Source organism: Vibrio sp. 10N.247.311.49 (genome assembly GCF_041467655.1).
GTDB lineage: Bacteria > Pseudomonadota > Gammaproteobacteria > Enterobacterales > Vibrionaceae > Vibrio > Vibrio crassostreae_C.
Map to the genome: position 1 here is coordinate 169,058 of NZ_JBFSVA010000005.1, position 25,244 is coordinate 194,301.

Here is a 25,244-nt window from a genome sequence, read left to right on the forward strand (position 1 = left end):
TTTCCTTTAAGCAAAGCAAAAAATTGAATAAGGCACATAAGTTATGTGCCTTGTTTGTTGATTATCGCTTAGGGTTAGAATTTAACTAACGCAGAACCCCAAGTGAAGCCGCCGCCAAATGCTTCAAGTAGAAGCGTTTGACCACGTTTAATTCGCCCGTCGCGAACAGCCTCATCTAGGGCCGTTGGTACGGTAGCTGCCGACGTATTGCCGTGCTTATCAAGAGTAATCACTACTTGATCAAGCGACATCGTCAGCTTTTTAGCGGTTGCCGAGATAATACGGTAGTTCGCTTGGTGTGGAACTAACCAATCAAGCTCTGACTTATCCATATTGTTCGCCGCTAAGGTGTCTTTAACTAGCTTAGAAAGCTGAGTTACCGCCACTTTAAATACTTCGTTGCCCGCCATGTGCAGCCATTTGTCTGCATCACCGCCGCGCTCTGGTACTTCTAGGCTTAGAAGCTCACCGTATTTACCATCAGAGTAAATATGAGTAGACAAAATACCTGGCTCTTCGCTTGCGCCTACAACCACCGCGCCTGCTGCATCACCAAATAGGATGATAGTAGAGCGGTCAGTCGGATCACAGGTTTTTGACAGTGCATCAGCACCAATTACCAAAACGTTCTTACACATGCCAGTCTTGATGTGTTGATCAGCAACAGACAGTGCGTAGACAAAACCAGAACACGCTGCAGCCAAATCAAACGCAGGGCAGCCTTTGATACCAAGCTTGCCTTGTACCTGACATGCCGAAGACGGGAATGTGTGGCTACTGCTGGTTGTCGCAACGATGATTAAATCAATCTCTTCTTTGTCGATACCTGCCATTTCAATGGCATTTTCAGCAGCGTAAAACGCCATATCAGCAACGGTTTCGTTTTCCGCTGAAATACGACGCTCTTTAATACCCGTTCTAGCAACGATCCACTCATCGCTAGTCTCTACCATTTTCTCTAAGTCTGCGTTAGTACGCACCTGAGATGGCAAGTAGCTGCCAGTACCTAAAATTTTGCTATACATGAAGACTAATAATGCCTCTCGAGTAAAACCGCTTCCAAACGATCGCTAATGCGGCTGGGGACTTGTCGTTTGACCTCGTGTACTGCTTCACCAATCGCGTTGACGACTGCAGACACATCAGCACTTCCATGACTTTTAATGACAATGCCGCGCAATCCTAACAAACTTGCGCCGTTATACTGGTCGGGGTTCAAGGTTTTTAATTCAGTAAATAGCTCAGAAAACAGCATTCTGGCTATCCAACCCTTTATTGTTGAAGCCATCATGCGCGTTTTTAGCTTATCAATAAAGAGCTGAGCCGTACCTTCGCACGTTTTTAAGCAGACATTGCCCACAAAACCATCACATACGACGACATCAGCAGCATCTTGAAGTAATTGATTACCTTCAATATAGCCTATGAAGTTCACAGACTGAGTATTAGACAACATTTCAGCGCATCGTTTTACAAGGTCATTGCCTTTAATTTCTTCTGCACCGATATTCAAGATAGCGACACGTGGTGCGCGACCTAAATGTTGTTCTGCTAATGCACTGCCCATGACAGCAAACTGAAACAGTGAATCTGCGTCACTAGAAACGTTCGCCCCTAAATCAAGCATCCATGTGCGATTTCCGGATGCAGTAGGCAAAGCTGAAACCAATGCAGGCCTATCAATACCGGGAAGAAGCTTGAGTCTGAAACGGGATAAAGCCATCAGTGCGCCAGTGTTACCACCACTCACACAAGCATCAGCCTGTGATTCGGCAACCAGATCGATAGCGGCACGCATAGAGCTACCCTGACTATTACGTAAGGCTAGTGAAGGTTTTTCAGAATTGGAAATGACTCGATCACAATGCTGGATACTCAAACGAGAATCAGGCATTCGACCTAATGAAGATAATTGAGATGTGATCGCGTTTCGATCACCTATTAGAATGACTTTTAGCTCTGGGAAATACGACAGTGCCTGCACGGCGGCAGGCACTGTTACACGAGGACCGAAGTCCCCGCCCATTGCATCAAGCGCAACGGTTAGATTTTGCAAAGGTCAACCTTACTTGTTGATAACCTTTTTGCCGCGGTAGAAACCTTCGGCAGTCACGTTGTGACGTAGGTGAGTTTCACCTGAAGTTGCGTCTACAGAAAGTGCAGCTGTAGTTAGCGCATCGTGTGAACGACGCATGCCACGCATTGAACGTGATTTCTTGCTCTTTTGTACGGCCATTGACCCTACTCCTATGTAAATTCTTAAAGAAGCAATTACTTCTTTAAGCTTTTTAAAACATCAAATGGATTCGGCTTTTTGTCTTCCTCAATTTCTTCAGGAAGTTCACCAAACACCAAGTTATTTGAGTTAACGCTACATTTCGCATCGTCGTGCATTGCTATTTGTGGCAATCCAAGGATGAACTCGTCTTCAACTAATTGAATCAGGTCTAACTCACCGTACTCGTTCAGATCTACCAAATCGTACTCTTCCGGTGCTTCCTCTTCACTTTTCTCACTGTAAACAGGAGTATAAGTAAATTGGACATCGCACTCATGTGCGAAAACCTCATTACAACGTTGACACTCTAAATCGACTTCGACGTTAGCTTTACCAGAGATAACGACTAATCGTTGTTCATCAAGCCCAAATGACATTGAGACTTGCGCGTCACGTTTTACGCCTTCAGTTGCTTCAGTTAAACGCTTCAAAAGACTGACCTGGATGATACCATCCATATCGAGTCGTTTTTGAGCCGTTCTTGCCGGATCAACTGTACGCGGTATTTTTTCCTTTTGCATAGGGCGCGAATCTTATCTTCCAAATCGTGTTTAGTCAAAGGAAATGGCAAAAAAAATGTACTTTCCTGCCTTTCCTATTCAGAGCATTATGAATAGCAGGACAAGTTACGTTATCCTGAGATAAATGCTTCCTTGAATTGTAAATTAAAATGAGAAATTACCAACTAGTTTTAGCCTCTACATCACCATTTAGGCAAGAGATCCTCAAAAAACTACAGTTAAGCTTCATTACAGCCAAGCCAGACTGCGATGAAACGCCGCTTCCAGAAGAGACACCACAACAGTTAGTGATGCGTCTTGCTGAGACCAAAGCTAAGTCTTGTGTTGTGGAGCAACCTAGCTTAGTCATTGGTTCTGATCAGGTTTGCGTAATTGATGGAGAGATCATTGGTAAGCCTCACACTCGAGAAAAAGCGATCGAGCAGTTATCTCGTCAAAGCGGCAAGAGCATTATTTTTTATACTGGGCTTTCGGTTTGGAACAACGAAACCAATGAAGCTGACACGCGTCTCGACACCTTTGTAGTGCATTTCCGCGATTTAACTAAGCAACAGATCATTAGTTATGTTGAGAAAGAGCAGCCTTATTACTGCGCAGGTAGCTTTATGTGTGAAGGGTTAGGCATCGCGTTGTTTAAACAGATGGAAGGGAAAGACCCAAATACTTTGATCGGCTTACCGCTGATCGATCTAGTCGATATGTTAGAAGCGCAAGGAATGGGTGTACTATAACGGATACGCTCTCTTTGTTAGAGATCCCTACTCCTTCCTTCGTCAGTCTAGGGAATGGCGGAACACGCAATTTTATCTAACCAACTAATGATATAGAGCGTGATTTTAAAAAGTCGTCATCCTCAAGAGCGAGGAACGAGCGACTTGGGGATCTTCTACAACAGATGAAAACAAAAAAGGTTGACGATATTCGTCAACCTTTCTCATTTATGGATACTGAAGAACAAATTTAGAGGCACTCTATACCTTCGTATCTCGTATCTCGTATCTCGTATCTCGTATCTCGTATCTTCTTAAAGCTTACGTAAACCAGTTAGGGCTTTCTCTAGCCTTCTTTCCATTGGCGCCGAGATATCCATCTTCTCTTCACTACCTGGGTGTGTGAACTTGATGTTTGCTGCATGTAGGAACAGACGATCAAGACCAACCTTACCCGTGTAAGCGTCAAAACGACGATCACCGTAGCGATCATCCCAAGCAATTGGGTGACCAGTATACTGAGCGTGCACACGAATTTGGTGTGTTCGGCCTGTAATTGGGCTTGCTTGAATCAACGTCGCCTCTTGGAATTTTTCTAAAACCTTAAAACGGGTTTCAGAAGCTTTACCATTCGGGTTAACTCGAACAATGCTGTTCACTTCATTTTTCAACAAAGGTGCGTTGACGACTTTGCAGCTGTTCTTCCATTCGCCCATAACTAAAGCGAAGTAGTATTTTTGAACCGTTTTTTCACGGAACTGTGCTTGAAGGTGTCTTAGCGCCGAGCGCTTCTTAGCAACAAGCAAAATGCCAGACGTATCTCTATCGATACGGTGCACTAATTCAAGAAAACGAGCATCAGGGCGAAGAGCACGTAATGCTTCAATCGCGCCAAATTTTAATCCGCTACCACCATGAACAGCAGTGCCAGACGGTTTGTTAAGAATTAGCATGTGATCATCTTCATAAATGATGCACTGTTCTAATTCTGAAACCTTGTTGAGTTTCGTGCTCGGCACGTTCTCTTCTGTTTTCTCTTCAATAGTAACCGGAGGGATACGAACTAAATCGCCAGCTTTTAGTTTGTACTCAGCCTTAATGCGTTTTTTATTTACGCGGACTTCGCCTTTACGCACGATTCGGTAAATCATGCTTTTCGGGATGTTTTTTAATTGGTTGCGTAAGAAGTTATCAATACGCTGACCAGCCATATCTTCGTCAATGTCGACGAATTGGACTTGGGTTCTAATTTCGCTCATTGCGCTATTGTATCACTGTCACTTTTGATAATTGAGATTTTCTTAGCCCTATTCCGAACTTATTTATCCCTAATCCTTACCGATCTATCCCAAAATGGTCGCCGAAGTTCTATATTTCTTTGATTCTTCGAACAAAAAAGCACCAAGATTCCTGCAAATTAAAATATCAATTGATAAATTATTTATAGACAGTGAGTTAGAGCTATCAAAACCCAAACAAAAACTGTTTTTTTTACAGCATTCCGACAAAGCAGATTGCTGTGTTTACCGACCGCTGCTATAGTTCACAGCTGCTATCAGTGGTTTGACTATTATTTAAACAGCTAACCATTCATAAGCAAGTAAATGAGTAGATAACTCAGATTAGACAGTGCTGCAATCGGCGTAAGACACGGTCAACTGAGTTCCTTATCGCTCTACTCACGTACACTCATGTTGAGTATTCACCGCCACATCGCGGATCATAGGCTAACTCCCTATGATGACTGACGTGCCCCAGAGCATCCCTCTCCAGCCGGGAGGCTGCACCGATAAAGCCATGGGATCTGGCACCATGAGAAACGAAATAAAGCGATAAGAACAATGATGAAAATAAGAAAAGACAATGAGAACTTCTAAATGAAAAGAATGTTAATTAACGCAACTCAAAAAGAAGAGTTGCGTGTCGCTTTGGTTGATGGCCAACGACTGTTCGATCTAGATATCGAAAGTCCAGGTCACGAGTCAAAGAAAGCGAATATCTACAAAGGACGTATTACCCGTATTGAACCAAGCCTAGAAGCGGCATTCGTTGATTACGGCGCAGAACGTCACGGTTTCCTCCCTCTTAAAGAAATTGCCCGCGAATACTTCCCTGAAGGTTATACATACCAAGGCCGTCCTAGCATTAAAGAAGTGCTAAAAGAAGGCCAAGAAGTAATCGTACAAGTAGAGAAAGAAGAACGTGGTAGCAAAGGTGCTGCACTGACAACTTTCATCTCTTTGGCTGGTAGTTACTTAGTTCTTATGCCTAATAACCCTCGTGCTGGCGGTATTTCTCGTCGTATCGAAGGTGATGAACGCACTCAACTGAAAGCAGCATTAAGCACTCTTGAGCTTCCTCAAGGTATGGGCTTAATCGTGCGTACAGCGGGTGTTGGCAAAAGCGCAGAAGAGCTAGAGTGGGACCTGAATGTTCTATTGAACCATTGGGGCGCTATCAAGCAAGCTTCTGATTCAAATGCAGCTCCTTTCCTAATTCACCAAGAGAGTAACGTTATTGTTCGCGCAATTCGTGACTACCTACGTCGTGATATTGGCGAGATTCTAATCGACAGCAATACTATTTTTGAACGTGCACAAGCGCACATTCAATTAATACGCCCAGATTTCATGAATCGCGTTAAGAAATACGATGGTGAAGTGCCACTATTCAGCCATTACCAGATTGAAAGCCAGATCGAATCTGCTTTCCAACGTGAAGTTCGTCTTCCATCTGGTGGTTCTATCGTAATCGACCCAACAGAAGCACTGACTTCTATCGATATCAACTCTGCTCGTGCAACAAAGGGCGGCGATATTGAAGAAACAGCACTTAACACTAACCTAGAAGCTGCCGATGAAATTGCACGTCAATTACGTCTACGTGACCTAGGTGGTCTTGTTGTAATCGACTTTATCGATATGACCCCGGTTCGCCACCAACGCGAAGTAGAAAGCCGTCTACGTGATGCCGTTCGTTTAGATCGCGCACGTGTTCAGATTGGTCGTATTTCTCGCTTTGGTCTTCTAGAGATGTCTCGTCAACGTTTGAGCCCATCACTAGCAGAAGCAAGCCACCACATTTGTCCTCGTTGTACAGGTACTGGTGTTGTTCGTGATAACGAATCTCTAGCACTTTCTGTTCTACGTTTGATTGAAGAAGAAGCTCTAAAAGACAACACAGCACAAGTACTTGCTGTTGTGCCTGTTCCAATCGCTTCTTACCTTCTGAACGAAAAACGTCGCTCAGTAAACCACATCGAGAAGAACCAAGAAGTTAAGATCACTGTTGTTCCTAACTCAGACATGGAAACGCCGCATTTTGAGGTTATCCGTGTTCGTGAAGGTGAAGAGTTCGATCTACTATCTTACTTGCTGCCTAACAAGCTAGAAGCTCTAAAAGAAGCGGAAAGCAAAGAGCCTGCTGAACAGACTATTCGTCCTAAGAAGATCGAAGAACCTGCTCTGAAAGGCTTCGCAGCTCCTGCTCAATCAGCACCAACTCCTGCTCCAGCACCTAAAGCTGTAGAAGAGAAGAAAGCTGAACCAGCAGCGACTCAAGAACCAGGCCTAATTGGTCGTTTCTTCAAAGCTATCGGTAGCTTCTTATTTGGCTCTTCAACTCAAGAAGAGAAAAAAGAAGAAGAGAAGAAAGAAGAAGAAAAACCTAAAAACAATCGTAACAACGGCAACCGTCAACGCCGTGATCGTAACGATAACCGTCGTCGTAACCAACGTGGTGAGCGTGGCGAACAACGTAACGAGCGTGGTGACCGTAGCGAACAACGTAACGAACGTGGTGACAATCGTAACGAAAACCGTGACAACAAACGCCGCCGTAAGCCAGCTCGTGATGAGAAGCCTGAAGAGCAAAAAGAAGCAGCTCCACAGCAAACTCGTCAGCCTCGCAAGCCTAAGCAAGACCGTCGCAACAAGCCACGTGATGAGCAGAAGCAACGCGAAGAGCAAGCACCATCTAAATTAGCAGAAGAAGGTCTACAGCTAGCAGCAGAAGCACAAGCTGGTAAACCGGAAGCGCCTAAGGCTAAACCTGAAGCGAAAGCAGCTAAGATTAAAGAGCGTCGTCAGCGTCGTAAACTGAACAAGCAAGTTCGTGTTAAAGACCAACAAGCTCAAGCTGAAGATAACGCTTCAAAAGAGCAGGTTGCTGCTAAAGAACTATCTGTTTCAAAAGAACAGTCAGTAGCTCAAGAGCAAAAAGTTGCGGAACAAGTAGAAGCAACTCAAGCGAATGCAGAGCAAACTGAACAGGAAGAACCGAAACAACGTCGTAACCGTCGTTCTCCACGTCACCTACGTGCAAGTGGTCAACGTCGTCGTCGCGGTCGTGATCGTCGCCCTAACCCATTCCGCCTACGTAAAGGTGGTGTAGCTTCTCCAGAGATGGCTATGGGTAAAGTGATGCCTCGCTTCATTCCAAAACCTCACCACAAGCTGGCAAAGCCTGAAGTGGCTGAAGTTCAAGTAGCAGCTGAAGCTCGAACATCTGTTCAAGAGCAGAATGTTGCTCTAGAGACGGCACCACAAAGCAACGTAGCAATGACTGGCGGCTTCGCGTGTCCAGAGCTTGCAATGGGTAAAGTTATCATCCGTCGTGAAGATGCTGCTGTTGAAGCTCAAGTAGCAGAGACTCCTGCTGCAGTTGAAGCTCCTGCAGTCGTTGAAGAAGCACCAGTGGTTGTTGAAACCGCGAAAGTTGAAGCTCCAGTGATTGCAGAAGCGACGAAAGTTGAAGCGCCTGTTGTAGCAGAAGCTGTGCAAGCAGAAGCAACACCAGTTGTTGAAGCTGAAGCGCCTAAAGCTGAAAGTGCAAAAGTTGAAGAAGCACCTGTTGTTAAAGCAGAAGCTCCTAAAGCGGCACCAAAGGCAGCTGTTGCTAAGAAGCAAGCCGGTTCACCAATGACTAAAGCTCCTGGTCCTCAAGAGATCAAAGAGATTGAAGTGATTGCAGCTCCGTTCCGCACTGAACGTTTTGTATCGAAAGGTGCAGGCAGTCAGGCAGCGTCGAACAAAGCTGGCGCGGCGATGACTAAGCCAAACTACTAGTGATTACTGATAGGTAATCGCGAGTAAATAGAATCAAAGGCTGCTTATTAAAGCAGCCTTTTTCATATCTACTAATCGAATAAAAATTAACAGATATATTACTCAAAGTTAGGTTCAACCTTGAACTTAATCACATTTTTGGGTAGCATTCGCGCACTTATCTTTTCGACACTTCGCTATTGCCGCTCTTTTCCATCACTGTTTGGCTACGCAATACACCCGTGTCGGTAAATCCATCTTAAGCATAGCTGAGCAAACATGTTCGAATTCCCACAATTTTCAAAGCACTCTGTAAAGAATGACGTGCTTTCAGGTCTTACAGTAGCCCTGGCTCTGGTACCTGAAGCTGTAGCATTCGCCTTTGTTGCTGGCGTTGACCCAATGGTTGGTCTTTATGCAGCATTCATCGTAGGTTTAATCACTTCTGTCTTTGGCGGCCGTCCAGGTATGATTTCTGGCGCAACCGGCGCAATGGCCGTTGTAATGGTGAGCCTAGTGGCAACCCATGGTGTTCAATACCTATTCGCAGCCGTTATGCTGGCTGGCCTTCTGCAAATTGCAGCAGGTGTATTTAAACTAGGTAAATTTATCCGTATCGTTCCACACCCAGTAATGATTGGTTTCGTGAACGGTTTGGCCATTGTTATCTTCCTAGCTCAACTTGGTCAATTTAAAGCGCCAGACGTAACAGGTGCGTTGACTTGGTTACCAAGCGGTCAAATGACACTAATGCTAGGTCTAGTAGCCCTTACAATGGCTATCATCCACTTCCTACCTAAGCTAACAACAGCAGTACCATCTTCATTAGTTGCTATTGTTACAGTAACGGCTTTGGTTGTGGGTCTTGACCTTGAAACTCGCACTGTTGTCGACTTCCTACGTACAATGTCTGGTGACGAAGCTGCTACGCTAGCGGGCTCTCTTCCAACATTCTCAATTCCTGCTGTTCCGTTTTCTTTAGATACACTACAGATCATCCTGCCTTACGCAATTATCCTTGCGGCTATCGGCCTGATTGAATCTCTGCTGACACTGACAGTACTAGACGAAATGACAAACACTCGTGGTCAATCTAACCGTGAATGTGTTGGTCAAGGTATGGCTAACGTAACGTGTTCTGTATTCGGTGCGATGGGTGGTTGTGCGATGATCGGTCAATCGATGATCAACGTAAACTCAGGTGGTCGTGGTCGTCTTTCAGGTATCGTCGCCGCAGTTGCACTACTGATGTTCATCCTGTTCGGTTCTGCACTGATTGAAATGATTCCTCTAGCAGCACTTGTGGGCGTAATGTTCATGGTTGTTATCGGCACATTTGAATGGGCAACCTTCAAGCTTGCGCGTCGCGTTCCTAAACAAGACTTCTTCGTTATCGTTCTTGTTACCGTAGTAACAGTACTGACTGATCTTGCTGTGGCAGTAGGTGTTGGTGTTGTCGCTTCTGCGCTAATGTTTGCTTGGCAACATGCTAAACACATCTACGCAGATACATCAGTAAACGCTGAAGGCTCAAAAGAGTACAAAGTTAACGGCCCAATCTTCTTTGGTTCAACGGCTAACTTCCTAGAGTTGTTTGACGCATACAACGATCCACAAGATGTAATCGTTGATTTCGCAAACTCACGCGTGACTGACCACTCTGCAATTGAAGCGATCGACACGATTGCTGACCGTTACGCGGCGCTAGGTAAAACACTTCACCTTCGCCACCTAAGCCAAGACTGTGTTGCTATGCTGCACAAAGCAGGTAGCTTAGTTGAAGCGAACGTTGCAGAAGACCCAATCTACAAAGTAATGTCTAAGTAATCTTAGCTGTAGCTTTAAGTTAGATTTAGAGAGGCCGACATTCAATGTCGGCCTTTTTTATACCTATCGGTCAGCCCTTACGCTGATAACAAAACGACGTACGTTGTTCCTACACTACATCGAACGCAGTATCGCTTCGCTAGACTCTTCGATTAAATCCAACACCAATTCAAAACCATTTCCCTCACCATAATACGGATCGGGGATCTCTTGATATTGTGACTCTCCAAAGCTCAAAAATAATGCGAGCTTGTATTGGAGGTGAACTGGGCATTGGCTCATTAAGTCGTCTAAATTCGCCCTATCGGCCGCGAGTATCAGGTCAAATTCTTCGAAGTCATTATCTACCACTTTACGAGAAGTAATCCCCTTAAAGCTGTAGCCTCGCTTCTCTCCTGCAGATTTGGATCGCGAGTCTGGCGGGTTGCCTTGATGAAAACCAATCGTCCCCGCAGAGTCGACCACAACATCAATATCCAGCTGTTGCGCTTTCTTCCTTAGCACCGCTTCACCTGTTGGCGAGCGGCAAATATTCCCCATACAAACTACGAGTATCTTTTTCATCCCTAATCACCTGTTCTTCCGATGGTTTTTGCTATCGTTAAGTTAGGCTATGATAGACGCAATCACAACTTAAAAGGATTTGTTATGTCGACTGAAGACAACAAAGAACAACGCCACAAAGCAAGACAACAGAAAGTAAAAGAACAAGTCGATGCACGTGTCGCTGCAGCACAAGAAGTAAAAGGCCTATTGCTGGTCATCACGGGTAACGGTAAAGGTAAATCAACATCCGGTTTTGGTACGATTACACGTGCAGTTGGTCATGGTAAGAAATGCGCCGTTGCTCAGTTTGTTAAAGGTACCTGGGATAACGGCGAAAAAAACGTTCTGCAAAAGCTTGATGTCGAGTTCCAAGTCATGGGCACAGGCTTTACTTGGGAAACTCAGAACAAAGCGCAAGATATTGAAGCTGCGCAGCGTGTATGGAAAGAGTGCCAACGCATGCTGGCTGATGAGTCGATCGATGTGATTCTGTTTGATGAACTGACTTACATGGTTAGCTACGGTTACATCGAACTCGATGAAGTGGTTGAGGCGTTGAATAACCGCCCGAAGATGCAGTCTGTCATCATTACAGGTCGTGGCGCGCACCGTACTCTTACTGAGATAGCAGATACAGTATCTGAAGTTCGCAATGTGAAACACGCTTTTGAATCTGGTGTTAAAGCGCTACAAGGCGTTGACTGGTAATCACCTTCAACCAGAGATCCCCGACTCGGTCATTCTTCCCTCTCGAGGATGACGACCACTAGGCCGTTACGCTCTTGAACAAAGGACGACGGCCTATCGTCATTCCCTAGAGCGAGGGACGAGTGTCATAGGGAATCTCTCTTGAGTATTATCGAGCCAAAAATAAAAAGCGCCATTCCTACAACAGGAGTGGCGCTTTGTTCATTTTTAAATGAGATGAAGACTAGTTAAACAAACCTTTTAGTAGACCGTTTACTGCGTCTCTTGTTTTCTCATCTTTGATCTTGTCACCGTACTTTTCGTCTAACTTTTCTAAACCACGATCAATTTCTTTCTGTGCTTTCTGTTTCAATACATCATCAAAAACAAGTGCAAATTTCGGGGCTGCCCACTGACCTGTTACCTTAATTGGGATAGTCACATCTTTCAGGTCGTCGATGCTCTTACCGCCCTGACCTTCAAGTGAACCCACAATTGATGTACGCACAAGGAAGTCGACCGTTTCATTGATGAAGTTTGCTTTACCTTGACCTGTCACACGTAACAGTGGCGACTGTGCTGATAAGTCGTTAGTTGAAACCCAACCTTTATCCACTTTCAGCGTCGCTTTCATTGCACTGAAGTCCGTTTTTTGAGCTTCATTTGTGCTTTCAACTTTCTCGCCCTTGATCTTAGCGTAGTTTTCTCGAATCAGTTGAGCTACGTTGATGCCGTTAACTGCACCATCTTCAAAGTTAATCGCGATAGTACCGACTAGGTTTTTCTTGATACCCATCGGAGTTAGACTCTTACCTTTCACGTTGACATCAATATTACCGGTACCTTCCAGCATATCGTTATCTGCAACATCAACCAGTAACGGTTGTACTTTCACGCCTTTGATTTTCTTCTTAGCCGTGTAAGTCGCTGGTGTTTTACGAGCGTCTAACTTTGCAGTAGCAGAAATAGAACCTTGGTAAAGATTCGAGGTGAATGAGGTTAGCTCTGCGATACCACGGTTAACCGAAAATGCGGTTTTAACATTCTGCATCTTCGCGTTGTTCGCCTTGAACTTATCAATCGTGATGTCACCTTTCACGTCTAACGTTTTCAGAGCCGACAGATCAGGTTCCACTTCTTTAGCTGGATCTGAACTACCAGAACTTGACGTTGAACCACCAGCAGAACCAGAAGGCGCTGTGCTCGCTGTTTCTGTTGTATTGCCTAAGCCTAAGAATTCATCTAAATCAATATTCGGGCTATGAAGAGAGAAACGAACCTTTGGTATTTCAGATAGGATTACGTCTGCTTTACCGTCTAATGCAATAGCGTTAGCTTGTAGCTTCTCTAACACAAAGCTCAGGTGGCTCTTGTTAAGATCGAAGCTTAAGTCAGACAGCATGTCGACTTTCATTGGAGACTGAGGAAGCGTGTCGCCTTTGAATGTTGAGTCTAACGTTAACTTGTTCAGCGTTACTTTTGAAATCGCGCTATCAACAGTAAGTTCACCGCCACCTTTAAGATCAAGGTCAAGGCCAGCTGCATTACCGATTACAGCGTAAGTCAGTTGGTTTACCTTATCGAACTCAAACGTATTCAAGCCAATTTTTGCTGACTCAATCGACGTCGCTGGATCATTGAACTTAGCGTTTAAGTCGATATTACGAAGTGCGTAACTTGCAAAGCCTTCAGCTAATTTGAATTCTGCACTGCCTTGTGCAGAGAACTTCTGTTGATTGTTCTCACCAGAAGCCGCAAATGTCGCGGTTGTCCATGTATCAACGGCAAATTCAGAAAGATTCAAAGACACATCGTATAGCTTAGTGAATGAACCCGCTTGCTTGTCGTCCATTTCAAACAATGCGTTTGATACAGTTACGCCTGCAAGGTTGATCGTCCAACCCGATGCGTCTGTGGTAGTTTGCTCTTGAGGGGCAGGCGCTGATTCAGAACTTGTGCCTGCTGCAGGCTCAGATTCTTGAGGCGCTGACGCTTGCGTTAGTGCATCAATGTTCTTGCGACCATCTTTAAGCGTTTCTAAATAGAATTCTGCACCATCTAGAGTAATGTTGCCGATCTCTAGTTGGTTGCTAAATAGCGGAGTAACCGAAACGTCAACGCCAACGGTATCAACCTTAAATAGGTTAGGTTGCGTAAAACCTTCAGGGTTGCGTAATTCAGTTTGACCAAGTTCAAAGCCAATGGATGGGAAGAATTGCCAGCTGATATCACCCTCGATCACTAGCTCTAGGCCTGTGTGTTTTTGGGCTTGTTCGACAATTAATGGCTTAAATTGGTTGGGATTCACTAACAGCACTAGTGCCAGAATTGCTGCAACGACAACAAACACTGGTACAGCTATGAAAATGAGTAGTTTCTTCATCCGCATATTCCTTGCTTAGATTCCAAAAGAAAGTGGCACTATAAAAGTGCCACTGATTCGGTAAAAAATAAAGCTAAGTGAGTCACTTAGGCAAAATTTTATTCGATTAAGACTTCAACAACTTCGCAATGTGCGCTTTTAGCACATCAATCGCAATACGGTTTTTACCACCACGAGGAACGATGATGTCTGCATGTTGTTTTGAAGGCTCGATAAACTGCATGAACATTGGACGTACTGTTTCTTGGTATTGCTTAAGTACAGTGTCCATTGTACGACCACGCTCTTCTACATCACGCTTAACACGGCGTAATAGACAGATGTCTAATGGTGTATCCATAAACACACTTGCGTGCATTAGTTTACGAAGACGCGGGTCTGTTAGAAGCAGAATACCCTCTAAAATGATCACTTTCTTTGGAGTAAGTGTAGTCGTTTCAGAAGTACGTGTGTGCTCTGTGTAGCTGTATTCAGGAACTTCTACGGCGTTGCCACTCATTAGCTGCTGTAGATGTTCACATAAAAGATCATGATCTAGTGCATTTGGGTGATCGTAGTTAGTTTTAACACGCTCTTCCATACTCAAGTGGCTTTGGTCGCTGTAATAGCAATCTTCCGTGATAACACCAATTTGATGGTCGCCTACTTTTTCGCGCAATTCATTATAAATTGTACTAGCAATCAGACTTTTTCCTGAAGCTGAAGCGCCAGCGATACCTACGATGACACATTGATTATTATCAGACATTAATTTTGCACCCGATATGGTTTGGTGGTGGGAAGAGATAAACCGCCTGATTATAGGGGCTAAAGCACATAGATTCTAGTCGCCATTTTAGCTAATTGCAGTCAAATTGATGATATCAATGCATTTAATGAATGCAATCGTTTGCTTTCAAATAACTTGCCTACAACTATTTGCACAAGCCCAATGGATATTGACTTAAATCCACCGCTGTTTATCTAATCCAAACTATATTTAAACGACTTTGTGATTAACTTGCGCTATTCAACCATAGATTCGTTATTCAACCATAGAGAAGTTAATCGCTTCTGGTCTCGCCTTGCCGGTCCAGAACATCTTCGCAGCCACATTCTCTGCAAGCTCTAAGTAGTGACGTGTATGTTCACTATCTGGACGACGAATCACCGTCGGGCAACCTGCATCGATATCTTCTCGCACATCAATATGAAGAGGGATCTGTGCCAAAATATCGAGGTAAAACTCTTCTGACATAGCTTCGGCACCACCAACACCAAAGATATGCTCTTTCTCACCACAGTGACTACAAATATGATAGCTCATGTTTTCAACTAAGCCTGCGACTGGCACACTCACCTTATCAAACATCGCTACGCCTTTACGTGCATCCGCTAGCGCCAAATCTTGAGGAGTGGTCACCACTACAGCCCCGGTCACTGGGATCTGTTGCGATAACGTCAGCTGAATATCGCCCGTGCCCGGTGGCATATCAATAACTAGATAATCCAACTCTGGCCATACGGTTTCGTTAACAAGCTGACCTAAAGCCTTGGCCGCCATTGGACCGCGCCAAATCGCAGCGTCATCTTTCGACACAAGATAACCGATAGAGTGAGTGAAAATACCGTGCGCTTCGATTGGCATCATCCACTTGTTATTCTGGACTTCTGGTTTCGCATCTAATTGGCCAAGCATCATAGGTACAGAAGGACCATAGATATCCGCATCCAACAAACCCACTTTTGAACCAGACTTAGATAAAGCCAAAGCAAGGTTGACTGAAGTGGTCGATTTACCCACCCCACCCTTTGCAGATGTCACGGCGATGATGTTCTTCACCCCCTTCAATGGTGTCGCAACCGTGGTTTCTAACGCAGACGGCTTCACCTTCACTTCAAACTGAAAAGCGCTAACAAGCTGTTGTTCAATCTGAGAGTGAATCCACTGTTCCAATTCAACCGCAAGCTGATTAGCGGCAAAAGGTAAGGTGATAACAAATGATCCACGCGGATCAACCGATACAATATTTTGGTGTAGCGCCCACTCTGGGATGAGGATTGGTGACTCGAACTCATTCAACCATGAACAGAAATCTTGCTTAGAAGTAAAGTTACGCATTGGGACTCCTTTTTTTATTTATGCTATCACCCACGAGATGAAGACTGAACCCCTAAAAAACTAGGGGAATCCTTAGTCTGATACCTTGGCGTATCACACGTTATAAAGTAGTATTACCTCTCAAATTTATACCTATCAAAAAAGCGAATTATTAAGTATGGCAACTGATCCAAGACAACTTTTGGTAACTTGTGCGCTTCCGTACGCTAACGGCTCTATTCACCTTGGCCATATGCTTGAGCATATCCAAGCTGATATCTGGGTTCGATACCAGCGTCTACGTGGCAACACTGTAAACTTCATCTGTGCTGACGATGCTCACGGCACGCCAATTATGCTTAAAGCTCAACAGATGGGTATCACGCCAGAAGAGATGATCGCTGCTGTTAGTGAAGAGCACCAAAAAGACTTCGCTGGCTTTGATATCAGCTTTGATAACTACCACAGCACACACAGCGAAGAGAACCGTGAACTGGCTTCTCACATCTACTTAGAACTTAAAAAGAACGGCTTCATTTCTAGCCGCACTATTTCTCAGCTTTTCGATCCTGAGAAAGAGATGTTCCTACCAGACCGCTTCGTAAAAGGTACTTGCCCTAAGTGTAAGTCAGAAGACCAGTATGGTGATAACTGTGATAACTGTGGTGAGACATACAGCCCAACTGAGCTAATTAACCCTAAATCAGCGGTTTCTGGCGCAACTCCAGTAATGAAAGACTCTGAGCACTTCTTCTTCGACCTACCTCAGTTCGAAAGCATGCTTAAAGAGTGGACTCGTTCTGGCTCTCTACAGAATGAAACTGCAAACAAAATGCAGGAATGGTTTGAGTCTGGTCTGCAACAGTGGGATATCTCACGTGATGCACCTTACTTCGGCTTTGAAATCCCAGGCGAAAAAGACAAGTTCTTCTACGTATGGCTAGACGCACCTGTTGGCTACATGGCTTCTTTCAAGAACCTATGTGACAAACGTGACGATCTAAACTTCGATGAATACTGGAAGAAAGACAGCACAACTGAGCTTTACCACTTCATCGGTAAAGACATTGTTTACTTCCACAGCCTATTCTGGCCAGCAATGCTAGACGGCGCAGGTTTCCGTAAGCCAAACAACGTATTCGTACACGGCTACGTAACAGTGAACGGTGCGAAGATGTCTAAGTCGAAAGGCACATTCATCAAAGCAAGCACGTACCTAAACCACCTAGACCCTGAGTGTCTACGTTACTACTACGCTGCGAAACTAAACAGCCGCATCGATGACTTAGATCTTAACCTTGAAGACTTCACTCAACGTGTAAACGCTGACGTAGTAAACAAGATTGTTAACCTAGCTTCTCGTAACGCTGGCTTCATTACTAAGCGTTTTGAAGGCAAGCTAGCTGCTGAATTTGCAGAGCCTGAGCTATACAACGAATTCGTTGCTGCTGCTGAGCGTATCGGTGAGCTATACGAAACTCGTGAATTCAGCCGTGCTATCCGTGAAATCACTGCACTAGCGGATAAAGCTAACCAGTACATCGACGAAAAAGCACCTTGGGTTCTTGCAAAAGAAGAAGGCAAAGAAGCTGAGCTTCAACAAGTTTCTTCTGTAGGTATTAACCTATTCCGCGTACTGATGGCTTACCTGAAACCAGTGATGCCAGAGCTTGCAGCTCGCACTGAAGCTTTCCTAAACGAAGAGCTAACGTGGGAAGCGATTGCTACTCCGCTAACTGATCACGAGATCACTAAGTTCAAAGCGCTATTCAACCGCATTGACCCTAAGAAAGTGGAAGCAATGGTTGAGTCTTCTAAAGAAGATGCAGCCGCTGAAGCAGCAGCGAAAGAAAAAGCAGAAGCTGAAAAAGAGCAAGCAAGCCAAACTGAGCTAGACAAAGAGCCAATCGCAGACGAGATTGAGTTCGATGCCTTTGCAGCAGTAGACATGCGTATCGCTCGTATCATCTCTTGTGAAGAAGTACCAAAAGCGAACAAACTACTGAAGTTCCAACTAGACATCGGTGGTGAGACTCGCCAAGTATTCTCTGGTATCAAATCAGCATACAAACCTGAAGAGCTAGAAGGCAAGCTAACTGTAATGGTAGCAAACCTAAAACCTCGTAAGATGAAGTTTGGTATGTCTGAAGGCATGATCCTAGCAGCGGGCCCTGGCGGCAGCGACCTATGGATCCTTGAGCCACACGAAGGTGCTCAACCTGGTATGCGTGTAATGTAATTCTGACTCCAGTCAGATAACAAGCACCCATCACTAAATCCCTAATGCATTTTTGACTTGAAAGAGTTAATCAGCATTGGGGATTTTTTATATCTACCGAAAATTAGCGTTCTCTGTTAGAGTCGCCGTCAACTATGCTATGTAGAGTAGAAATTGGTTCGTCGACAAAAATAGGCTAAACCAACACCTCTTTACTCTAAAACCCTTTTTAGGAATCCCCAGTGACTAACAACGAAATCTTGCGTCGTATTCAACACGCACTAAACCTTAAAAATGCACAAATCATCAAAGCTATCGAACAAGCTGATGTGACTGTTGCTCATGACCAAGTGATTAACTGGCTAAAAGATGACAACGACAAGTCATGCTCTAAGATGAAAGATAAAGAGTTAGCGGTATTCCTAAATGGTTTCATCAACCTTAAGCGTGGCAAAAAAGAAGGCGAGCAACCTAAACCTGAAGTTGCACTGACGAACAACATGATCTTCATGAAGCTTCGTATCGCATTGAACATGAAAGCAGAAGATGTTTTGGACGTACTAGAAGTGGTTGGCATTAGCTTGAGCAAGTACGAAATCGGCGCTTACTTCCGCAAGCCAGAAAACAAAAACTACAAAGTGTGTGAAGACCAACTACTTTGCGATTTTCTAAACGGTGTGCAATTTACCAACCGTCCAGACTCAGAAGAGTTTGCGGGTTAAGTTACTACTCCTAGATAAATTTTAAGTTGCTACACATAGATAAATTACTCGTCATAGGTAAGTAACTGACCCACTGATAATTTTCTAGTAACGACAGATAAATAAAAAGCGGCGAGATAATTGAATTATCTCGCCGCTTTTTCGTTTTCTTTACGTCACTGACTAAACAGGAACAACAATAGTAAACCTATGCCTTAGCTGTCGTCTTCAGTGAAGTTCGTCGGCAATGTCGTTTTCATTTCATTCCAAACTTGTGCACTTGCGATACCGTAGTTACGAATCACTAATGGCAAAGTTTCGCGCTCGCCACTTTCACAGATAATGAACAACTCTTTATAAAAGTCCATCGCTAAACGTCGTGCTTCTGGGTTAGAGAAGTAGTAGCTACCGATACGGTCATAAAGTTTACGCACACCGTTAAAGATCAGGCCGTAAATCTGGTTGCCTGAGTGGAATGCCAAACGTTGGAAAAGCATGTAATCATAGAAGTTGAAAGTCTTCGCGATTAAGATCGTCTGACGTTTCGCTTCATCTTTTTCTGAATCTTCTTTTACCGCTTGTTTGATCTTGTCAGCGTATGGCGACGATTCTAGGAACTCATCCCAAGTTGGTGCCGCAAGTAGCGCTTCACAAGATTCAATCACGTTACTGATAGTACGCTCTGAAGCTTCTTTGTTTGCTTTGAATGCATAACGCATAAAGATCGGGCTGATATTAGTACGAGCAGCAAGCAGGTCTTCTACCATTTTGCTTGCGTTATCAACGTCCAACGTCATTAGCGTATCAAGGATATGAAGACCTGAGGTTTCCATAAACTGGTTAACTTTAGTTGGTTTGCCATGTTGGATTGTCAACCAACCATCACGAGCAAGACGTTGTAGTACTTCACGAAGCGTAGTACGTGTAACACCAATCAGCTCAGAAAGCTCACGCTCTGCGGGCAAGATAGAACCTGGAGGGAAACGGCCATTCCAAATACTTTCAATGATATACTTCTCTGCAAATCCTGCCGGGCTCTTCGCCTTAATGACCATCTACACTTCAATCCAATTTAATTATTCTGTTCTAATTTACTCATCATACCACTAGTTCACACCTAGCGGAAACACCCTCAAAAATTTTACTCACCCTAAACACCGTTAGAGTTATAACTCTAAAGTTCAGCACACGTTTGCACCTCAGGTTTGTAAAGCAAGCGACTCTAAACCACCATTTAAACAAACCGTTAACACAACAATTTTTCTTTAAAATCAATGGGATTGGTCATATTTTTAAAGCTATTAATTTGCAATATTAAGTTGTAATAATCATATATAAGCCGTCGTTATTCTGTAATTTTCAATCATTTCGCTGAAATATTGATTCTAGTCGGTTTTTATCACATTTTAAGTGGTATGCTTGCGCTACTTTGATCGCGTTTCTCAACAAAAAAGAGGTATTTTTAGGGCTACAGGGCTTTTCCTGTTGACTAAATGTTATCTAAGAGTAAAGTTGCGCTCAAAAATAAGCAGTGCTTGAGTTTCTAAGGGAGTGACTTGGCAAGACCACAGAACATTACATGGAATGTAGTTTTTCTAAGTCACTGTTAGTCATAGTTTTTAACAATTTCTATAGCTCGATTCTCAAAATGTTGTATTGCTTGTCTATTCATAATCAACATAAAAGAGTATTAACATGCCGATGTCTCTCGGAAACGCTTTTATCAAGAACTTCCTTGGTAAAGCTCCTGATTGGTATAAACTTGCCATCATTTCCTTTTTAATCATCAACCCGTTTGTTTTCTTCCTAGTTGACCCATTTGTTGCGGGCTGGCTATTGGTGGTTGAGTTTATTTTCACTCTAGCTATGGCTCTCAAATGCTACCCACTTCAACCGGGTGGTCTATTAGCTATTCAAGCAGTCGCCATTGGCATGACCAAACCAGAAATGGTTTATCACGAGCTGCAAGCAAACCTTCCTGTATTACTCTTGCTCGTATTCATGGTTGCTGGCATTTACTTCATGAAAGAACTGCTTTTGTTCATTTTCACGAAGATCTTGCTTGGCATCCAATCTAAAATTTTACTCTCCGTTGCCTTCTGTGTTGCTGCCGCTTTCTTATCAGCATTCCTAGATGCACTAACAGTAATCGCCGTAGTTATTAGCGTTGCGGTCGGCTTCTACTCTATCTACCACAAGGTTGCATCAGGCAAGGGCACAACGTCTTCGCACGATCATACTCATGATGAAGAGATCTCAGAGCTAACTCGTGATGACCTAGAAAACTACCGTGCTTTCCTACGTTCACTGCTAATGCACGCTGGTGTGGGTACAGCACTGGGTGGTGTAATGACCATGGTAGGTGAACCACAAAACTTGGTAATTGCTAAGCAAGCAGGTTGGGAGTTCGGTGAATTTATCATCCGTATGCTGCCAGTAACACTACCTGTTTTCTTCTGCGGTATTTTAACTTGTGCACTTGTCGAGAAATTCAAAGTGTTTGGTTACGGTGCTCAACTACCAATGAATGTTCGCCAAATCTTAGTTGAGTTTGACAACAAAGAACGTGCAAACCGCACAAAGCAAGACGTAGCAAAACTATGGGTTCAAAGTGCAATCGCAGTTTGGCTTATCGTCGGCCTTGCACTTCACGTTGCTGAAGTAGGTTTGATTGGCCTGTCTGTGATCATCTTAGCTACAGCATTTACGGGTGTTATTGAAGAACACTCTATGGGTAAAGCCTTTGAAGAAGCGCTGCCATTTACTGCACTTCTTGCCGTTTTCTTCGCTGTTGTTGCTGTGATCATCGACCAAGCTCTATTTAAGCCAGTCATCGATGCAGTACTTCACGTTGAAGATAAAGGCGCACAGCTCGCACTCTTCTATATTGCCAACGGTATTTTATCGATGGTTTCAGATAACGTGTTCGTCGGTACGGTTTACATTAACGAAGTGAAAACTGCACTGGTTGAAGGCATCATCACTCGTGATCAGTTCGACCTACTTGCTGTTGCTATCAACACCGGTACTAACCTACCTTCTGTTGCAACGCCAAACGGCCAGGCTGCATTCCTATTCCTATTAACATCAGCACTTGCTCCGTTAATTAGATTGTCTTACGGTCGCATGGTTATCATGGCGTTGCCATACACCATCGTATTGGCACTGGTTGGCCTAGCAGGCATTGTGTTCTTCGTAGAGCCAATGACAGCATGGTTCTACGATGCTGGTTGGATCATTCAACGCACTGGTGAAGTCGTTGCTCCAGTTATCTCTGGTGGACATTAAGCTAAACATTGTGTCGCAAACCACAATAAGTGTGTCGAGGGCGTGTTGACCTTTCGAGCTGATTTTTGCAGCGAGTTGCTGGGTATTTATACAAGGCAGAGGCTTTGATGTGTAGCTAGCCTACATGAGAAGCCGATAACGTAGTAGAAATGACCAGCAAACACTGCCCGAAGGGTTCGAGCTGGGCGCCCCCGCAAAAAGCGTTTTACTCTTTGTTGAGGGGGATTTGCTTAGAATGACTAGGCTACTTCCCCCTCGCCGCGATTAAAACGCTTTTATCTCGAACAAAATTTAATCGCGAAAGGTCAACACGCCCTAGCTAATCAAAAATATTAGTTGATTAGGAAACTTATCCAAGATAAAAAGCTCTGAGTAATCAGGGCTTTTTTATTTTATAGACAGGATTCAATTCGTGAACTTTTTAGCAATGATCAAAGACTTCTCTAAGGGACGTTTATCTTGGCTTTTACTGCTGGCTTTTATTGTCTTTTTTGAAGCGTGCGCTCTCTTCTTCCAACACGTGATGATGCTTGGTCCTTGCGTGATGTGTATCTATGAGCGCGTTGCTATGCTCGCTATCGGTGTTGCCGCCATGATTGGTGCGATTGCCCCGAATAACCCAATATCACGCTGGTTAGGCCTTGCTAGCTGGGGATTTGGCGCATACAAAGGTTTGATGCTTGCTTTAGAGCACGTCGATTACCAGTTCAATCCGTCCCCTTTCGCAACCTGCGACTTATTCGTAACCTTCCCTAGCTGGGCGCCTTTAAACCAATGGGCTCCGTGGATGTTTGAGGCTTACGGCGATTGCAGCAAGGTTGTGTGGCAGTTCTTCGATCTTTCTATGCCTCAGTGGCTAGTAATTATCTTTGCAGGTAACTTGGTTGCTTTCGGTATTGTGGTTATTTCTCAATTTGTGAAGTCGAAAAAGGACTTGCAGTAAGCCGTTGACACTTGGACAACAAAAAAGTCGACCACGAGGTCGACTTTTTTATTACTTAAGCTTTTGAACATATTAAGAGAGTCTGTTATTCACACAAACTAAGTTGCTCAACAAGCCGTGATTAGCTGCTTTTACCGCAGCATTGTTTAAACTTCTTGCCGCTTTCACAAGGGCAAAGGTCGTTTCGACCAATGTCTTTAAACGGGTTCACGCTCTGGGACTTATTGCCCAACATAGCTTCATCCGCTGCCATTGCCACTTCTGAGATCATCAGATCGACTTGACCCACTAAATCGGCAAGCGATGGTGGGTTAGTAAGCCCTGCAGCGATCATTTGTTGTTGAGTTTGCTCTTCATCAATCGCAAGCATCAAGGTGGTTAAGAGCGCTTGCAACATGCGCAGAGTACCATCCGCGACTGTCACGCTCTGCCACAGCTCTTCCACTGTTGGCCAAACCATCATGAAGCCTTCAGAAAAATCAGCGAACTGTTCGTTAAAGTCACCTTCAGCCAGTACGTCTGTTAATAGGTATTCATTACGCTGAATCAGGTTGTGCTGGCGATTAATCTGTTCTGTTACCGTTGTTACCAGCTCTTTACCCGCTTCAGGCGCAACGATAACCAGCCACTCTTCTGGATCGAGTGGTTTGGTCGCTAAGTTAGAGGCAAGGATTGCACCTTCCATAAACTGCGGAGTAATGTCAGTGATTGATTCTGGTAGGCTTAATAATTGATATGTCATGAAAGCTCTGGATATTGGGCATTTTCGATATTATAACGCCATCCTCCCAAAGATGTCGCTATTAAGAGACGAAACCATCATTAAGACATGCACCACACTCATAGTGACAATTCTGTAAGCACACCGTACAATCACGCCTCGAATTTTTCGGTTCATTCAGTTTTGGTAAAGCAACATGCGCGTAATACTTGGCCCTATGGAGGGCGTTCTAGACCACCTAATGCGTGAAATTCTCACAGAGATTAATGATTACGATCTCTGTGTGACAGAGTTTGTACGCGTCGTAGATCAACTTCTTCCCCCGCATGTGTTCCACCGTATTTGCCCTGAGCTACATCAAGGCTCTCAGACCATGGCTGGTGTGCCAATCCATCTCCAACTTCTAGGGCAACACCCAAATTGGATGGCCGAGAATGCTTTTCAAGCTGCTAGCTTAGGCGCGAAAGGGATCGATCTTAATTTTGGTTGCCCAGCAAAAGCGGTCAACAAAAGTAATGGTGGCGCTTCATTGCTAAAAGAGCCAGAGCTCATCTATCAAGTGGTGAACGCCTGTCGAGAAGCGGTACCGGCACACATTCCTGTGTCCGCAAAGATTCGATTAGGTTGGGAGCATCCGGAAGAGTGCTTTGAAATCGTCGATGCCATCGAACAAGCCAAAGCTGACGAACTCACCGTGCATGCAAGAACCAAAGTTGGCGGCTATAAAGCCAGCGAAATCAAATGGGACTTCATCAATCAAATAAGAGAAAAAACATCTCTGCCGTTGATTGCTAATGGGGAGATCTGGAACTATCAAGATGGTCAAGATTGCATAGAAGCAACAGGCGTCGATTCATTAATGGTCTGCCGTGGTGCTTTCAATATTCCAAACCTTGGTAACGTCGTTAAGCACAACCACCAGAAAATGCCGTGGGATAAAGTCATTGAACTTTTGCTGCGCTATTCAGAGTTTCAAATTAAAGGGGACAAAGGCATGTACTACCCCAATAGAGTGAAGCAGTGGTTTGTTTATCTAAGTAAAGGCTACCCTGAAGCGAACGAACTGTTTAAAGAAATTCGTACTTTCAAAAAGGCGCCACCGATTGTAGAACGCCTTCAGCGTTATCAAGAAGAACGCCGCCAACCTGTTTAAGATTATGTTTAGGGTTAAATACCCAACGCTACAAACGTGTTTACCGGTGCAAATAAGCTTTGCTTGGTAGACACGTTCGCTCTTCCCTCTTTCATTTTCATTTTCATTTTCATTTTCATACAAAGCATCGATTCAATAACGTG

Annotated in this window: 20 protein-coding genes; 9 read left to right on the forward strand and 11 right to left on the reverse strand. The window is 44.2% G+C overall.

The features are described from left to right. Nucleotides 1-74: 74 nt before the first annotated feature. Genes AB6E54_RS07765 through yceD form a run of 4 tightly spaced genes read right to left on the reverse strand, consistent with a single transcriptional unit; the run spans nucleotide 75 to nucleotide 2,799 of the window. Entirely contained in the window at nucleotides 75-1,025 is a 951-nt protein-coding gene (locus AB6E54_RS07765; RefSeq protein WP_017054985.1) for a beta-ketoacyl-ACP synthase III, read from the reverse strand. 5 nt (nucleotides 1,026-1,030) lie between these two features. Further along, the gene (gene plsX, locus AB6E54_RS07770) at nucleotides 1,031-2,056 is read right to left on the reverse strand and encodes a phosphate acyltransferase PlsX (RefSeq protein ID WP_017062152.1); all 1,026 of its coding nucleotides are present in this window, start codon (nucleotides 2,054-2,056) and stop codon (nucleotides 1,031-1,033) included. A gap of 9 nt (nucleotides 2,057-2,065) precedes the next feature. Next, on the reverse strand, nucleotides 2,066-2,236 hold the full coding sequence (rpmF, locus tag AB6E54_RS07775; RefSeq protein ID WP_004737376.1) for a 50S ribosomal protein L32: 171 nt from the start codon (nucleotides 2,234-2,236) through the stop codon (nucleotides 2,066-2,068). Nucleotides 2,237-2,271: 35 nt separating this feature from the next. Next, nucleotides 2,272-2,799: a 23S rRNA accumulation protein YceD gene (gene yceD / locus AB6E54_RS07780; RefSeq protein ID WP_017062153.1), complete on the reverse strand. Its 528-nt coding sequence runs from the start codon at nucleotides 2,797-2,799 to the stop codon at nucleotides 2,272-2,274. Between the two features lie 149 nt (nucleotides 2,800-2,948). Between yceD and AB6E54_RS07785 the strand changes: the two genes are divergently transcribed. After that, nucleotides 2,949-3,530, forward strand: a complete 582-nt coding sequence (locus tag AB6E54_RS07785; protein ID WP_372107063.1) for a nucleoside triphosphate pyrophosphatase — start codon at nucleotides 2,949-2,951, stop codon at nucleotides 3,528-3,530. A 293-nt stretch (nucleotides 3,531-3,823) separates the two neighbouring features. Here the strand turns inward: AB6E54_RS07785 and rluC are convergent, their stop codons facing one another. Further along, on the reverse strand, nucleotides 3,824-4,768 hold the full coding sequence (gene rluC / locus AB6E54_RS07790; protein ID WP_017054981.1) for a 23S rRNA pseudouridine(955/2504/2580) synthase RluC: 945 nt from the start codon (nucleotides 4,766-4,768) through the stop codon (nucleotides 3,824-3,826). A 618-nt stretch (nucleotides 4,769-5,386) separates the two neighbouring features. On the opposite strand from rluC, the gene rne reads away from it, so the two are divergent. Further along, nucleotides 5,387-8,575: a ribonuclease E gene (rne, locus tag AB6E54_RS07795; RefSeq protein WP_372107064.1), complete on the forward strand. Its 3,189-nt coding sequence runs from the start codon at nucleotides 5,387-5,389 to the stop codon at nucleotides 8,573-8,575. A gap of 258 nt (nucleotides 8,576-8,833) precedes the next feature. Beyond that, nucleotides 8,834-10,381, forward strand: coding sequence for a SulP family inorganic anion transporter (locus AB6E54_RS07800; RefSeq protein WP_017062156.1), 1,548 nt, complete (start codon nucleotides 8,834-8,836; stop codon nucleotides 10,379-10,381). 114 nt (nucleotides 10,382-10,495) lie between these two features. Here the strand turns inward: AB6E54_RS07800 and AB6E54_RS07805 are convergent, their stop codons facing one another. Further along, complete coding sequence (locus AB6E54_RS07805; protein ID WP_017067202.1) at nucleotides 10,496-10,945, reverse strand: low molecular weight protein-tyrosine-phosphatase; 450 nt, start codon at nucleotides 10,943-10,945, stop codon at nucleotides 10,496-10,498. A gap of 84 nt (nucleotides 10,946-11,029) precedes the next feature. Here AB6E54_RS07805 and cobO point away from each other — a divergent pair, with 84 nt between their 5' ends. Continuing rightward, entirely contained in the window at nucleotides 11,030-11,635 is a 606-nt protein-coding gene (cobO, locus tag AB6E54_RS07810; RefSeq protein ID WP_017062158.1) for a cob(I)yrinic acid a,c-diamide adenosyltransferase, read from the forward strand. A 223-nt stretch (nucleotides 11,636-11,858) separates the two neighbouring features. Here cobO and AB6E54_RS07815 read toward each other — a convergent pair whose 3' ends face one another. The 3 genes from AB6E54_RS07815 to apbC all read right to left on the reverse strand — a co-directional run bounded on the left by AB6E54_RS07815 (nucleotide 11,859) and on the right by apbC (nucleotide 16,098). After that, a complete protein-coding gene (locus AB6E54_RS07815; RefSeq protein ID WP_372107065.1) occupies nucleotides 11,859-13,997 on the reverse strand; it encodes an AsmA family protein in 2,139 nt (712 codons plus the stop codon). A 106-nt stretch (nucleotides 13,998-14,103) separates the two neighbouring features. Continuing rightward, nucleotides 14,104-14,745 carry a uridine kinase gene (gene udk, locus AB6E54_RS07820; protein WP_004734002.1) on the reverse strand — a complete coding sequence of 214 codons (642 nt, stop codon included), beginning with the start codon at nucleotides 14,743-14,745 and terminating at the stop codon, nucleotides 14,104-14,106. A 276-nt stretch (nucleotides 14,746-15,021) separates the two neighbouring features. Beyond that, entirely contained in the window at nucleotides 15,022-16,098 is a 1,077-nt protein-coding gene (gene apbC, locus AB6E54_RS07825) for an iron-sulfur cluster carrier protein ApbC (protein ID WP_017063474.1), read from the reverse strand. A 157-nt stretch (nucleotides 16,099-16,255) separates the two neighbouring features. On the opposite strand from apbC, the gene metG reads away from it, so the two are divergent. Both metG and AB6E54_RS07835 read left to right on the forward strand, forming a co-directional pair. After that, nucleotides 16,256-18,316, forward strand: a complete 2,061-nt coding sequence (metG, locus tag AB6E54_RS07830; protein ID WP_017062160.1) for a methionine--tRNA ligase — start codon at nucleotides 16,256-16,258, stop codon at nucleotides 18,314-18,316. Between the two features lie 221 nt (nucleotides 18,317-18,537). After that, entirely contained in the window at nucleotides 18,538-19,017 is a 480-nt protein-coding gene (locus AB6E54_RS07835; RefSeq protein ID WP_010437231.1) for a DUF1456 family protein, read from the forward strand. A gap of 194 nt (nucleotides 19,018-19,211) precedes the next feature. Here the strand turns inward: AB6E54_RS07835 and fadR are convergent, their stop codons facing one another. After that, nucleotides 19,212-20,051: a fatty acid metabolism transcriptional regulator FadR gene (fadR, locus tag AB6E54_RS07840; protein WP_017062161.1), complete on the reverse strand. Its 840-nt coding sequence runs from the start codon at nucleotides 20,049-20,051 to the stop codon at nucleotides 19,212-19,214. A 640-nt stretch (nucleotides 20,052-20,691) separates the two neighbouring features. Here fadR and nhaB point away from each other — a divergent pair. Together nhaB and dsbB are read left to right on the forward strand one after the other, a co-directional pair. Beyond that, nucleotides 20,692-22,284, forward strand: coding sequence for a Na(+)/H(+) antiporter NhaB (gene nhaB, locus AB6E54_RS07845; RefSeq protein ID WP_136973544.1), 1,593 nt, complete (start codon nucleotides 20,692-20,694; stop codon nucleotides 22,282-22,284). A 427-nt stretch (nucleotides 22,285-22,711) separates the two neighbouring features. Further along, nucleotides 22,712-23,227 carry a disulfide bond formation protein DsbB gene (gene dsbB, locus AB6E54_RS07850; RefSeq protein WP_029235613.1) on the forward strand — a complete coding sequence of 172 codons (516 nt, stop codon included), beginning with the start codon at nucleotides 22,712-22,714 and terminating at the stop codon, nucleotides 23,225-23,227. A gap of 121 nt (nucleotides 23,228-23,348) precedes the next feature. On the opposite strand, the gene AB6E54_RS07855 is transcribed toward dsbB, so the two are convergent. Beyond that, nucleotides 23,349-23,969: a YecA family protein gene (locus tag AB6E54_RS07855; protein WP_372107067.1), complete on the reverse strand. Its 621-nt coding sequence runs from the start codon at nucleotides 23,967-23,969 to the stop codon at nucleotides 23,349-23,351. Between the two features lie 175 nt (nucleotides 23,970-24,144). Between AB6E54_RS07855 and dusC the strand changes: the two genes are divergently transcribed. Next, nucleotides 24,145-25,101 carry a tRNA dihydrouridine(16) synthase DusC gene (gene dusC, locus AB6E54_RS07860; RefSeq protein WP_017069187.1) on the forward strand — a complete coding sequence of 319 codons (957 nt, stop codon included), beginning with the start codon at nucleotides 24,145-24,147 and terminating at the stop codon, nucleotides 25,099-25,101. Nucleotides 25,102-25,244: the final 143 nt, after the last annotated feature.